General features: G+C 64.4%; 13 protein-coding genes and 1 tRNA gene. 8 read left to right on the top strand and 6 right to left on the bottom strand.

What is annotated here, in order from left to right; all coding sequences use genetic code 11:
• The first annotated feature begins 91 nt into the window (after window positions 1–91).
• Window positions 92–949 carry a carbohydrate ABC transporter permease gene (locus DES43_RS02285; protein ID WP_133674795.1) on the top strand — a complete coding sequence of 286 codons (858 nt, stop codon included), beginning with the start codon at window positions 92–94 and terminating at the stop codon, window positions 947–949.
• Window positions 946–1,788: a carbohydrate ABC transporter permease gene (locus DES43_RS02280; RefSeq protein ID WP_051520482.1), complete on the top strand. Its 843-nt coding sequence runs from the start codon at window positions 946–948 to the stop codon at window positions 1,786–1,788. Before DES43_RS02285 ends, DES43_RS02280 begins: the two co-directional genes overlap by 4 nt.
• Window positions 1,789–1,809: 21 nt before the next feature.
• Here the strand turns inward: DES43_RS02280 and DES43_RS02275 are convergent, their stop codons facing one another.
• The 3 genes from DES43_RS02275 to DES43_RS22620 all read right to left on the bottom strand — a co-directional run bounded on the left by DES43_RS02275 (window position 1,810) and on the right by DES43_RS22620 (window position 3,702).
• The gene (locus DES43_RS02275) at window positions 1,810–2,139 is read right to left on the bottom strand and encodes a hypothetical protein (protein WP_035025247.1); all 330 of its coding nucleotides are present in this window, start codon (window positions 2,137–2,139) and stop codon (window positions 1,810–1,812) included.
• An 80-nt stretch (window positions 2,140–2,219) separates the two neighbouring features.
• Window positions 2,220–3,365, bottom strand: coding sequence for a GGDEF domain-containing protein (locus DES43_RS02270; protein WP_035025245.1), 1,146 nt, complete (start codon window positions 3,363–3,365; stop codon window positions 2,220–2,222).
• Window positions 3,366–3,558: 193 nt separating this feature from the next.
• A complete protein-coding gene (locus DES43_RS22620; RefSeq protein WP_198027481.1) occupies window positions 3,559–3,702 on the bottom strand; it encodes a TonB-dependent receptor in 144 nt (47 codons plus the stop codon).
• Between the two features lie 65 nt (window positions 3,703–3,767).
• Between DES43_RS22620 and DES43_RS22615 the strand changes: the two genes are divergently transcribed.
• The 3 genes from DES43_RS22615 (at window position 3,768) to DES43_RS02255 (ending at window position 7,129) form a co-directional block, all read left to right on the top strand.
• Complete coding sequence (locus tag DES43_RS22615; RefSeq protein ID WP_198027480.1) at window positions 3,768–3,986, top strand: hypothetical protein; 219 nt, start codon at window positions 3,768–3,770, stop codon at window positions 3,984–3,986.
• 11 nt (window positions 3,987–3,997) lie between these two features.
• A complete protein-coding gene (locus tag DES43_RS02260; RefSeq protein ID WP_425352071.1) occupies window positions 3,998–6,595 on the top strand; it encodes a DNA translocase FtsK in 2,598 nt (865 codons plus the stop codon).
• A 342-nt stretch (window positions 6,596–6,937) separates the two neighbouring features.
• On the top strand, window positions 6,938–7,129 hold the full coding sequence (locus DES43_RS02255) for a hypothetical protein (RefSeq protein WP_035025244.1): 192 nt from the start codon (window positions 6,938–6,940) through the stop codon (window positions 7,127–7,129).
• Window positions 7,130–7,240: 111 nt separating this feature from the next.
• Here the strand turns inward: DES43_RS02255 and DES43_RS02250 are convergent.
• Both DES43_RS02250 and DES43_RS02245 read right to left on the bottom strand, forming a co-directional pair.
• A tRNA-Ala gene (locus DES43_RS02250) sits at window positions 7,241–7,316 on the bottom strand.
• Window positions 7,317–7,478: 162 nt separating this feature from the next.
• Window positions 7,479–7,868, bottom strand: a complete 390-nt coding sequence (locus tag DES43_RS02245; protein ID WP_035025241.1) for a TIGR02300 family protein — start codon at window positions 7,866–7,868, stop codon at window positions 7,479–7,481.
• Window positions 7,869–8,064: 196 nt separating this feature from the next.
• Between DES43_RS02245 and aroA the strand changes: the two genes are divergently transcribed.
• From aroA to rpsA, 3 genes are all read left to right on the top strand, one after another.
• Window positions 8,065–9,426, top strand: a complete 1,362-nt coding sequence (gene aroA / locus DES43_RS02240) for a 3-phosphoshikimate 1-carboxyvinyltransferase (protein ID WP_035025239.1) — start codon at window positions 8,065–8,067, stop codon at window positions 9,424–9,426.
• Window positions 9,426–10,088 carry a (d)CMP kinase gene (gene cmk / locus DES43_RS02235; RefSeq protein WP_133674791.1) on the top strand — a complete coding sequence of 221 codons (663 nt, stop codon included), beginning with the start codon at window positions 9,426–9,428 and terminating at the stop codon, window positions 10,086–10,088. The genes aroA and cmk overlap by 1 nt, the downstream gene beginning before the upstream one ends.
• A 189-nt stretch (window positions 10,089–10,277) precedes the next feature.
• Window positions 10,278–11,975 carry a 30S ribosomal protein S1 gene (gene rpsA, locus DES43_RS02230; RefSeq protein ID WP_035025236.1) on the top strand — a complete coding sequence of 566 codons (1,698 nt, stop codon included), beginning with the start codon at window positions 10,278–10,280 and terminating at the stop codon, window positions 11,973–11,975.
• A 118-nt stretch (window positions 11,976–12,093) separates the two neighbouring features.
• On the opposite strand, the gene DES43_RS02225 is transcribed toward rpsA, so the two are convergent.
• Complete coding sequence (locus tag DES43_RS02225; protein WP_035025235.1) at window positions 12,094–12,801, bottom strand: SDR family NAD(P)-dependent oxidoreductase; 708 nt, start codon at window positions 12,799–12,801, stop codon at window positions 12,094–12,096.
• Window positions 12,802–12,844 lie beyond the last annotated feature (43 nt).

The raw sequence follows: 12,844 nt of genomic DNA, 5'->3' as shown, positions 1-12,844 counted from the left end.
GGGCGCCCGTTGCGCTCCGTGGCACGCGCATTGGATTGCAGGGTCGAAAATCACAGCCCGGAAAGGTTGGCAGGTGAAGAAGACGAACAACATGGTGGTGCCCTGGCTGCTGCTTCTGCCGGCCACGGTCCTGCTCGCCGCCTTTACCCATATTCCGGCGGTGATGACCTTCATCAACAGCTTCTACCGTACGCCGCGCGGCAACCGGCCGGCGAGGTTCGTCGGCATGGATCACTACAGCAGCATGCTGAGCGATCCGGTGTTCATGGCGGCGCTGAAGAACAACGCCATCTATGCGCTGGGCACGGTGCCGGCGGCGATCGCCCTGTCCATGCTGATGGCGATCATCGTCAACTCCGCCATTCGCGGGCGTGCGCTGATGCGCATGTCGTTCTTCCTGCCGACCGTGCTGCCGATGATCGCTGTCGCCAACATCTGGCTCTTCTTCTACACGCCCGGCTACGGCCTCATCGACCAGTTCCTCGGCCTGTTCGGCTTCCATGAGCGCAACTGGCTGGGCGATCCCGACACGGTGCTCGGCAGCCTCATGATGCTGGCGATCTGGAAGGAAGCCGGCTTCTTCATGATCTTCTATCTGGCCGCCTTGCAGCAGATCAGCCCCACGCTTTCCGAGGCCGCCGCGCTGGAAGGCACCAGCCGCTGGTACTTCTTCCGCCGTGTGACCTTCCCGCTTCTGATGCCGACCACGCTGTTCGTGATGATCAACGCCATCATCAACTCGTTCCGGCTGATCGACCATGTCATCGTCATGACCCGCGGCGGGCCGGACAACGCCTCCACGCTGCTGCTCTACTACGTCTACAACGTCGCGTTCCGCTTCTGGGATACGGCCTATGCCTCGGCGCTGACCGTCGTCCTGCTCGCCGTCCTTGCCCTGCTGGCCTTCGTCCAGTTCGGCGTTCTCGATCGCAAGGTGCACTACAAATGAGCGCCATGACCCTTTCCCATCATGCCCGCGAAGCCTCCTTCTGGCGGGTTCTGGAAACAGGGGCCTGCTACCTGCTGGGGTTTCTGTGGATCCTGCCGCTGTTCTACGCCGTGTGGATGGCGGTGCATCCGCCGGCCTATGAGGTGCGCTTCGAATTGCTGGCGCCCCTGACGCTCCAGAATTTCGTCGACGCCTGGAACGCCGCGCCCTTCGCGCGCTACTTCCTCAACACCTTCGCGCTGATCACCACCATTCTGGTGTGCCAGTTCGTGATCTGCACGCTGGCCGCCTATGCCTTCGCCCGCTATGAGTTTCCCGGCAAGACGGTGGTGTTCATGCTGGTGCTGATCCAGCTCATGATCATGCCGGAAGTGCTGATGGTGGAGAACTACCGCACCATCTCCAGGCTCGGGCTGGTCGATACGGTTCTCGCCATGGGCCTGCCCTACATGGCGTCGGCCTTCGGCATCTTCCTGCTGCGCCAGACCTTCCTGACCGTGCCGAAGGAACTGGATGACGCCGCGCGCGTCGAAGGCGCGGGACCGCTCGCCGTTCTGCTCAAGGTCTATGTGCCGCTCGCCCGCCCCGTCTATGTCGCCTACGGGCTGGTTTCGGTCAGCTATCACTGGAACAACCTTTTGTGGCCGCTGGTCATCACCAATTCGGTGACGACGCGTCCGCTGACGGTCGGCCTTCAGGTGTTCGCCTCGCCCGATCAGGGCGTGCAGTGGAGCGTGATCTCGGCCGCGACGCTGATGACCTCCGCGCCGCTGCTGATCGGCTTCCTTCTGTTCCAGCGCCAGTTCGTGCAGAGCTTCATGCGCGCCGGCATCAAGTGATGCCGGCTGCCTTCGCGGGCCTTATCTGCCCTGGATCACGCGGATGAACCGCGGACTCCTGATGCGGAAGTCTTCATAGGAGATGCGGCCGCTGGCGATGCCGTTGAAGGCGCGCGTGCAATAGGTGCGCGCGACATTGCTGCGCGGGCTGACATTCATGATCTTCGCCATCTGCGCCTTGCGGGCGGGCGAAGCCCGGGATGCGCCGCGGTAGCACTCGTTGATCGCATCCCGCTTCATCGCCGGGCTGCCGCGCACGATCTCCTGCGCCTGCTTGTAGCTTGATTCCGTCACGCAGCCGCTGAGCATGGCGGCGGCCGCGATTGCCGTGAGCATTCCCCAGATGCGCATGTGCTTCTCCCTGTGTGGTCATCGCCCGGGAAACTGAGGCACGCGGCCGCAACTGTCAAAGACCGTCATGAAACGGCGTTTCAGGCGACGACCTGCAGTTCGGTCATGACACGGTCGCGACCGTTGTTCTTGGCACGATAGAGGGCGGCGTCGGCGCGCAGGAACACGCTGTCGAAGCCCTCGTCCGAGGCAAGCACGATGGCAATGCCTGCGCTGGCCGTGCAGTTGATCGGGCCGGAACCGGTCTGCACCGGCTGCGCCTTGAACGAGGACCTGATGCGCTCGGCCATGGAGATGGCCGACGGAACGTTGGCCTGCCGGATCACCATGACAAATTCCTCGCCGCCGATGCGCGCGGCCAGATCGCCCCGGCACAGGTTGCTGCGCAGTTCGAGGGCGAACTGGCACAGGATGCGGTCGCCGGCATTGTGGCCGAATCGGTCGTTTATGGACTTGAAGTTGTCCAGATCGAAGATCACCACTGCGTCTGCGGGCTGAAGGTGGTCGAGGGCCAGGCTGTCGAACAGGGCGCGGCGGTTCAGGATGCCGGTCAGCGGGTCGGTTCGGGCCTCGATGCGATGGCGGCGGGCGGCTCTCGACTGGTTCAGGCCAAGCGACAGCGCGCCGATGCCGGTTATGCCGGCAAGGGCCATGATGGCATTGACGTTCTCCGCCCAGCTGTTCGGCTGGGCGTCAAGCGTCCAGCTTCGCGCCTGCAGCAGCACGCCGCCGCAAAGGAGGAAGGAAAGTGCGGTCAGCACGTAGAGGGTCGTGATGGCGAAAATCGATACCGGTGCTTCCCGGCGCGCATTCCAGTAGAGACGGGCCGTCATCATGATGAGCACCGCTGCCACCAGATTGTAGATGGCGGTTCCCAGGCCGTTCAGCCCCGCCAGTATCAGGATGACCACGGGAAGCGAAAGGCCGGCGGCCAGCGCGATGGTCGCGGCCCATTTGATCCGCTTGCCGACGAAAACCCGGGCGGCGACGTACACGGCCACGAAACCCAGGGTTTGCAGAAGAAATCCGAACGCGGTGAGCGTTTCGATATGAAACGGCACGGTCGAGTAGATAACGGCGCCGCAGCCGAGCAGAACCATGCCCAGCATCCAGCCCATCAGGAAACGGTCCATCCGGTTCTGCAGCCATACGCTCAGCATTGTCAGGGCCAGAGCGGTTGCGCAGATGCCGGCGGCGAAGAAAAGCGTGTCGGAATCCATCCCCATTCTGATTACGCCTCTTGCCGCGGCTCCCTTTCCTTGCCCCTACCATATAGGGGCAAGATGATACGAAAGCGACTACGAGCAAGGTGAACAGAACGTTACGCGCCGCTGGCGCCGCCGCCCATGTCTGGTGGGGACCCGGCAAGCGAGGTTCCTCCGCCACGATCGTCCTCGGGCAGGCGAGGGAAGCGTCCGGTCAGAACCTGAGCGTCAGGCCGGCGCGGAACGTGCGGCCGGGGGCCGGCATGTAGCTCTGTGCCAGCGGGTCCGGATAGTAGCGATCGGTGATGTTGTGCACCGATGCGTTGAGGATCGTGTCCTCGCGCAGCCTGTAGCTCACGGACGCGTTGAAGACGGTGACGGGGTGATAGCAGATCTGCGCCTTCTGTAATCGGGTTCTCGCGCGTGGTGCTGGCGCCGATCTCGATGGCGCGCGAGCGCGGCCTGGGTGAGGGCCAGCCTCTGCCGGTCGTAGACCGCTGTTTCCGGCAACGCGGCTTTGCAGCTGCGGCAAACGCCATGACGGTGCAAGCTGTCGATATTCGTCGCATTCGATCCAATCTGGAAGGACCTGTTAACCATCGCTTCCTATTGCTTGGAGAGCAGTCAATCGGCGAGTCTTGAGTATGTCATCCATGCGTCTTTCTCGGGCCAATTTTTCGGACATGGTTTCGCGGGCCGACAGCCCGCCGCCGCGCTCCGACGAAACGCGCGCACCTTCGGTGCAGCCATCCGCCCCGCAAGCGCCGGCATCCCGCATGGTCAACCTCAATGGCACCGGCGCGAGCTATGTCCAGCCGAAGGGCGCGGGGGAGGCGTTCCCGAACTTCGGTGGCCCGGAGGGAGAGTTCGCCCGCCCGACCTACCAGAACTATTTCTTCCTCGCTCCCAATGTGCGCTTCACCCGCACGCCGGATCGCGAGATCCGGAAGCTGCGCGATGATGACGGGCATGGCGAACCGTCCGGCGAACCCGTGCCCGTGGGGAACAGGCCGGTTGGTCTCGCTCCTGTCGCGGCCGCCCCGGCTGCTGCCGGCAGGCCCGAGCCAGCCGCGGTGCCCCGCGCTTCTGCCCGGCAGGCGGTCGCAGCCGAACGTTGTGTCGAGCCCATCCGCACCGTCGGGGCGCAGCCGGCTGCCGGGCCTGTCGTGGAGGCGGAGGCCGAATCGAGTGCCGGAACGGATGGCAGGGCGGACAGCCACTGGGCCTGTATTTCGGATCATGCCTTCTTCGAATTCGTGGCCGAAAACACCGTCGATGTGCCGTCCCGGGCCGGATCGGCGGCTCCTGTCGCTGCTGCCGCGCGGCTATCGGCGGCACCTTTCACCCCGGTCGTTCGCAACCGGTCCGAGCCCATGCCAAGGGCGCGCATCGCCCCTTCCGCGCTTCAGAACGCCGACATCACCACGCTCTATCGCGTCATCGAATGCGCCGTGACCGGCAGGGCCTTCGACGCGCAGCCAAAGGAGGCAAAGGAGGCCGCGCCGGCTCCGGTTCAGCAGACGCCGGCCGCCGTGGCTGAAGCTCCTGCCATCCAGCCCGAAGTGAAGGTCGAGGAACGGCCCGAAGAGGTCGTGGCCGTTGAACCGGCGGCGGAGGTGTCACCCGTGCGTGCCGCGCGTTCGGTCGAGATCACCATGCCGGCCCCGCGCGCGCCCGCGCTGCCGAAGGCCGGCCGCGTGACGCAGGTTTCATCCGGCGGGGCTTATGAATTCCCCTCCGAGGAGCTGCTTCAGGAGGCGCCCGAAGGGCAGGGCTTCTACATGTCGCAGGAGCGGCTGGAGCAGAACGCCGACCTTCTCGAAAGCGTTCTGGAGGACTTCGGCGTACGCGGCGAGATCATCCATGTCCGCCCCGGCCCGGTCGTCACCCTCTACGAATTCGAGCCGGCACCGGGTGTGAAGTCATCGCGGGTCATCAATCTGGCCGAAGACATCGCCCGCTCCATGTCGGCCATCTCGGCGCGCGTCGCGGTTGTGCCGGGCCGCAACGTTATCGGCATCGAACTGCCCAATGAAACGCGCGAGACGGTCTATTTCCGCGAGATGATCGAATCGCAGGACTTTCGCAAGAGCAGCGCAAAGCTGGCGGTGTGCCTCGGCAAGACCATCGGCGGCGAGCCGGTGATCGCGGAACTCGCCAAGATGCCGCATCTGCTCGTCGCCGGCACCACCGGCTCGGGCAAGTCGGTCGCCATCAACACCATGATCCTGTCGCTGCTCTACCGGCTGAAGCCGGAAGAATGCCGCCTCATCATGGTCGATCCCAAGATGCTGGAGCTGTCGGTCTATGACGGCATTCCGCATCTGCTGACCCCGGTCGTCACCGATCCCAAGAAAGCGGTCACCGCGCTGAAATGGGCGGTGCGCGAGATGGAGGACCGCTATCGCAAGATGGCGAAGCTCGGCGTGCGCAACATCGACGGCTACAACCAGCGTGCCGCGGCCGCCCGCGACAAGGGCGAAACCGTGGTCATGCAGGTGCAGACCGGCTTCGAGAAAGGCACCGGCGAGCCGCTGTTCGAGGAGCAGGAGATCGATCTCTCGCCCATGCCCTATATTGTCGTCATCGTCGACGAGATGGCAGACCTGATGATGGTCGCCGGCAAGGAGATCGAGGGCGCCATCCAGCGCCTCGCCCAGATGGCGCGCGCCGCCGGCATCCACCTGATCATGGCCACGCAGCGGCCTTCGGTGGATGTCATCACCGGCACCATCAAGGCCAATTTCCCGACCCGCATCTCCTTCCAGGTCACCTCGAAGATCGACAGCCGCACCATTCTCGGCGAGCAGGGCGCGGAACAGCTTCTCGGCCAGGGCGACATGCTGCACATGGCCGGCGGCGGCCGCATCGCCCGCGTCCACGGGCCGTTCGTCTCCGACGACGAGGTCGAGCAGGTGGTCGCTCATCTCAAGACGCAGGGCCGGCCCGAATATCTGGAGACGGTCACCGCCGACGAGGACGAGGAGGAGCCGGAGGCCGATGACGGCGCCGTGTTCGACAAGAGCGCCATGGGTGCAGAGGATGGCGACGGATTGTTCGAGGAAGCCGTCAAGGTGGTGATGCGCGACAAGAAGTGCTCGACCTCCTACATCCAGCGCCGCCTCGGCGTCGGCTACAACCGTGCCGCCTCGCTGGTCGAGCGCATGGAAAAGGAAGGGCTGGTCGGCGCGCCGAATCATGTCGGAAAGCGTGAAATCCTCATTGGCAGGACAGATCGCGCCGCAGACTGATGGCGGATTGCGTTGCGCTTTCCCGTTTGCGGAGCCGCTGCGGGCGTAACCAGCGATTCCCGTTCCGGCCAATGAGAACGGCCGCCGGACAGGGCGGCGTTTTCCCGCACCCCTGCACGATCCACGGCACCTTGTCGGACTGCATCTGTATGCCGGGTCATTGAAAGACCTGTGCTTGTGCAGCCGCTCGCCGAATCTGAATCCGTGCGCAGGTCTCACTGTTTGCCGCCGCCCGGCGTGAAGGCGGTCATTTTCCTCGTATTTGACTCAAAATCGCATGCCGCTTTTTGCTCTCTGTTCGCATGCCCGTGCGAAGAAGGGGCAGGCGGGCATTGATGGAGAATGAGTTTGATACGAGATCTGTCGGCGGCCCGCGTGCATCTTGAACGCGCCTATTATTATCTCGGGGGCAATGACGAGACATGCGGCAAGGCGCGTGAAGCGCTCGACCTGCTGATCGAGATGGTGGCCACGGCGGAGCATGCCAGGTCCGCAGGCGAGATCATCCAGTTTCCCCGGCAGTCGCGAAGCTGACGCGCACACGGCAGGATCGCGCCGGCGCAGCGTCACAACAGGCGCGAAAGCGCACAGCCACCCAATGGGAAGGCGACCGAAGCCGGACGGTGATGTGTATTCTGAAGTTTTTGGTGGAGCCAAGCGGGATCGAACCGCTGACCTCCTGCATGCCATGCAGGCGCTCTCCCAGCTGAGCTATGGCCCCATACCCGACTTCTCGGGAGCCGTTTCCGGCCAGGTCATCGGGGCGACGCCGCGTCGCCCGATGTGGGCGGCTTCTAGCGCCGCCCGTCGTCAATAGCAAGCCTCTTTAGCCTGCTTTTTTCATGCCGCGCATAAAAAATCGCGGCATGTGGACAGCGCCCGATCAGAGCTCGTCGTCCTCGTCGTCGCCGACGCCGATCATGTCGGCAACGTCGTCGTCGCCTTCTTCCTCATCGGCAAGGAAGGTGTCGTCGTCATCGTCGCCCAGATCGACATCGTCGTCGTCGTCACCGAGATCCGGCAGATCGTCGTCCTTGGAATCGCCGTCGGCGTCTTCCAGCGGAACCAGCACGGCGCCATCTTCCTCGGCGTCGAGCTCCTTCTCGGCCACATCGTCCTCTTCCTCCAGGATCGAGGCCTTGCTGTCCTCGAAATAGGAGCGCGGATAGGTCTTGCCCGTATAGGGAGAGACGACCGGGTCCTTGTTCAGATCGTAGAATTTCTGGCCCGTTTCCGGGTCGATTCGTTTGGTGCCAAGTTCGGGTTTTGCCACGACAAGCCTCGTCGAAAAAAGTCTGGTCCCCTTAACGGCTCATTGTAAGCCTGTCAAAGCCAAATGCCGCCACGGGAAAACGGGAGTTTCCCGCAACTTGCCGAGGGGGATGACCGTCGCGGCGGGCCGTGATACGAGACCGCCGCGCTGTCTTTGAAATTGCCCGCTGGCCGGGATCTTCGCAAGAGGAATAGTCATGTCGCATACCGCCGCCCCGCAACCGGCCATCGCCCGCCGCTCGTCTCCGCTCAGGGGCGAGGCGCGTGTGCCCGGCGACAAGTCGATCTCGCACCGCTCCTTCATGTTTGGCGGCCTGGCCTCCGGCGAGACGCGCATCACCGGCCTGCTGGAAGGCGAGGATGTGCTGCGCACCGGCGAAGCGATGAAGGCGATGGGCGCCCATATCGAGAAGAAGGGCGACGAGTGGATCATCCGCGGCACCGGCAACGGCGCGCTGCTGCAACCCGAAGGCCCGCTCGATTTCGGCAATGCCGGCACCGGCTCGCGGCTCACCATGGGGCTTGTCGGCACCTATGACATGGAAACGACCTTCATCGGCGACGCCTCGCTGCAATCGCGGCCGATGGGACGGGTGCTCGACCCGCTGCGCCAGATGGGCGTGCAGGTGCTTTCCGCCGCCCCCGGCGACCGCATGCCGCTGACGTTGCGCGGCCCGAAACACGCCGCCCCCATCACCTATCGCGTGCCGATGGCTTCCGCGCAGGTGAAGTCGGCCGTGCTCTTGGCCGCGCTCAACACGCCGGGCATCACCACCGTCATCGAGCCGGTGATGACCCGCGACCACACCGAAAAGATGCTGAAGGGCTTTGGCGCCAGCATCGATGTCGAGACCGACGAGCGCGGCGTGCGCCACATCTTCATCGAGGGGCAGGGCAGGCTGGCCGGCCAGACGATTCGCGTGCCCGGCGATCCGTCCTCGGCCGCCTTCCCGCTGGTCGCGGCGCTGATCGTGCCGGGCTCCGACATCGTCATCCGCAACGTGCTGATGAACCCCACCCGCACCGGCCTGATCCTCACCCTTCAGGAAATGGGGGCGGATATAGAGGTGCAGAATACGCGCAACGAAGGCGGCGAGGATGTCGCCGATCTGCGCGTGCGCCATTCGCAGCTGAAGGGCGTGACGGTTCCGGCCGAACGCGCGCCGTCCATGATCGACGAATATCCGGTTCTGGCCGTGGCCGCCGCCTTTGCCGAGGGCGAAACGCTGATGCAGGGGCTGGAGGAACTGCGCGTCAAGGAAAGCGACCGGCTTGCCGCCGTCGCAGCCGGCCTCAGGCTCAACGGCGTCGACTGCACCGAGGGCGAGGCGACGCTTGCCGTGCGCGGCGTGCCGGAAGGCAAGGGGCTGGGCGGTGGTGAAGCAGTAAAGACCCATCTCGACCATCGCATTGCCATGAGCTTCCTCGTCATGGGGCTGGCCAGCGAGCACCCCGTCACCATCGACGACCGCGCCATGATTGCCACCAGCTTCCCCGAGTTCATGGACCTGATGACAGGGCTTGGCGCGCGGATCGATGCGGCGGACAAGGCGGCGTGATGGCCAGCCCGCTCGCCTCCGCGCTGGTCATCGCCATCGACGGACCTGCCGCGTCCGGCAAGGGCACGCTGGCGCGGCGGCTGGCCGATTATTACCACCTGCCGCATCTCGACACCGGCCTCACCTACCGGGCGGTGGCGCATATGCTGCTGGCGAAGGGCTGGCCGCTCGGCGATGCGCCGCATGCGGTGGAGGCCGCGCATCTCGTCGATCTGGGCGGGCTCGACCGCACGGTGCTTTCGGCCCATGCCGTGGGCGAGGCGGCCTCGAAGATCGCCGTCATTCCGGAGGTGCGGCGCATATTGGTCGACAAGCAGCGCGTCTTCGCCGCGCAACCCTCCGGTGCCGTTCTGGACGGTCGCGACATCGGCACGGTCGTGTGCCCGGATGCGACGGTGAAGCTCTATGTCACGGCGAGCGCCGAGGTGCGGGCGCGGCGTCGGCTGGCCGAGATCGAGGCCAGGGACGGCAGCGGCGATTTCGCCACCATTCTGGCCGATATCGTGCGCCGCGACGAGCGCGACATGGGCCGCGCCGATTCGCCGTTGCGCCCGGCTGCCGATGCGCACTTGCTCGACACCAGCGAAATGGATATAGAAACCGCGTTTCTTGCCGCCAGAGCCATCATCGATGATATAGTGGCGACGGGAAGCGGAAGCTGAGCGGGGGCCGGGCGGCGTTAAAGCCGTCTCTTCGTTCGGTGGAAGACCAAAACTGCCCGCCGGCGCTCCACGCGCCGTATTTCGACCGCCTTGCGCGGTCCGGGACCCGAGGGTCCGGAATGTCGGTCGGGCAAACGCAACACGAACCCACGGCGCCGCCTCCGGTAAAGAGGCATTTCAGGAGAACATATGTCAGTTTCAAACCCCACTCGCGACGATTTCGCGAGCCTGCTCGAAGAATCCTTCGCCGACGGTCATGCCGGTGAGGGCCAGGTCGTCCGCGGCATCGTTACCGCCATCGAAAAGGACATGGCCATCATCGATGTCGGCCTGAAGGTCGAAGGCCGCGTTCCGCTGAAGGAATTCGGCGCCAAGGCCAAGGACGGCACGCTGAAGGTCGGCGACACCGTCGAGGTCTATGTCGAGCGCATCGAGAACGCGCTGGGCGAGGCCATGCTGTCGCGCGAGAAGGCTCGCCGCGAGGAAAGCTGGGTCCGCCTCGAGGAGAAGTTCTCCAAGGGCGAGCGCGTCGAAGGCGTCATCTTCAACCAGGTCAAGGGCGGCTTCACCGTCGATCTGGACGGCGCGGTGGCCTTCCTGCCGCGTTCGCAGGTGGACATCCGTCCGATCCGCGACGTCACCCCGCTCATGCACAACCCGCAGCCCTTCGAAATCCTCAAGATGGACAAGCGTCGCGGCAACATCGTCGTTTCGCGCCGCACCGTGCTTGAAGAGAGCCGTGCCGAGCAGCGCTCCGAGATCGTCCAGAACCTCGAAGAGGGTCAGGTTGTCGAGGGCGTGGTCAAGAACATCACCGATTACGGTGCGTTCGTCGACCTCGGCGGCATCGACGGCCTGCTGCACGTCACCGACATGGCATGGCGCCGCGTCAACCATCCGACCGAGATCCTCAACATCGGACAGACGGTCAAGGTGCAGATCATCCGCATCAACCAGGAGACGCACCGCATCTCGCTGGGCATGAAGCAGCTCGAGAGCGATCCGTGGTCCGACATCGGCACCAAGTTCCCGATCGGCAAGAAGATCACCGGCACCGTCACCAACATCACCGACTACGGCGCGTTCGTCGAGCTGGAGCCGGGCATCGAGGGCCTCATCCACGTTTCGGAAATGTCGTGGACGAAGAAGAACGTGCACCCCGGCAAGATCCTGTCGACCTCGCAGCAGGTGGACGTGGTGGTGCTCGAGGTCGATCCGGCCAAGCGCCGCATCTCGCTCGGCCTCAAGCAGACGCTCGAGAACCCGTGGGAAGCCTTCGCCCGCAACCATCCGGTTGGTTCGGAAGTCGAGGGCGAGGTCAAGAACAAGACCGAGTTCGGCCTGTTCATCGGCCTCGAAGGCGATGTCGACGGCATGGTCCACCTCTCCGACCTCGACTGGAACCGTCCGGGCGAGCAGGTCATCGAGGAGTACAACCGCGGCGACATGGTAAAGGCCCAGGTGCTCGACGTCGACATCGACAAGGAGCGCATCTCGCTCGGCATCAAGCAGCTTTCGCGTGATGCGGCCGGCGACGCCGCCGCTAGCGGAGAGCTGCGCAAGAATGCCGTTGTGACCTGCGAGGTTACCGGCGTGAAGGATGGCGGTCTGGACGTTCGTCTGGTTGAAAGCGGCCTCGACAGCTTCATCAAGCGCAACGACCTGTCGCGCGACCGCGACGAGCAGCGCCCCGAGCGCTTCACCGTCGGCCAGAAGGTCGATGCCCGCGTCATCGCCTACGACAAGAAGACCCGCAAGGTTCAGGTGTCGATCAAGGCGCTGGAAATCGCCGAGGAGAAGGAAGCCGTCGCTCAGTACGGTTCGACCGACTCCGGCGCTTCGCTGGGCGACATCCTGGGCGCCGCGCTCAAGAAGCAGACCAACTAAGACGTTGCGCCTTCCGGCTCCGCCGTTCGCGGCGGAGTTCGGGACCGGACATCAAAAAGACCCGCCGGATCGCTCCGGCGGGTCTTTTTTGTCTGTCGTGCCAGCTTTGGACCGGTGCTCAGGACTGGCCGTATAGCGGAATCAGCGCGCCGCTCATCGCCTCGTTGGCGGGAGCGACCAGATAGGCGATCGTCGCGGCCACGGTTTCGAGGCTGACCCATTTGCCGAAATCGGCGTCCGGCATCGCAGTCCGGTTGGCCGGCGTGTCCAGAATGGAGGGCGCGATGGCATTGACCAGAATGTTGCGCGACTTTACCTCTTCGGCGAGCGACACCGTCATGGCGGCGACGGCCGCCTTGCTGGTGGTATAGGCCACCATGCCCGAGCCCCGGCGCGGGTTCAGGCCGGGCTTTGCCGCGACATTGACGATGCGGCCTCCCTTGCCGGCCGCCATCATGCTGCGCACGGCCGCCCGGCAGCAGAAGAAGCTGGTGTGGACGTTGGTTTCGAGCAGTTCCTCGAAGGAGGCGGATTCGGTCTTGTCGATAGGCGCGGCGGCAAATCCACCAGCCAGATGAATCGATGCCCAGAGATCTTCAACGCCTGCATAGAAGGCGTCCACGGTCTTGCAATCGGCCAGATAGATGTTGTGGCTCAGCCTGACATTGGGATGGCTGGCATAGGGAAAATGCGCGGGCGGTTCGGCATGGGTGTTCGGTACGTGGCAGATGGCGCCCTGCTCGATGAGTGCGCCGACGACGACGCTGCCCAGAGCGCCTGTGCCGCCGGTCACGATGATATGTTTTCCGTCAAATGATCCCGACATCAGCGATCGATCTCTCCTCACCCCGTGCGTCTCGATGAGCCGA

The sequence above is a fragment of the Aquamicrobium defluvii genome (assembly GCF_004363725.1).
GTDB classification, from domain to species: domain Bacteria; phylum Pseudomonadota; class Alphaproteobacteria; order Rhizobiales; family Rhizobiaceae; genus Mesorhizobium; species Mesorhizobium defluvii.
This window is presented reverse-complemented; position numbering and strand designations above follow the sequence as displayed.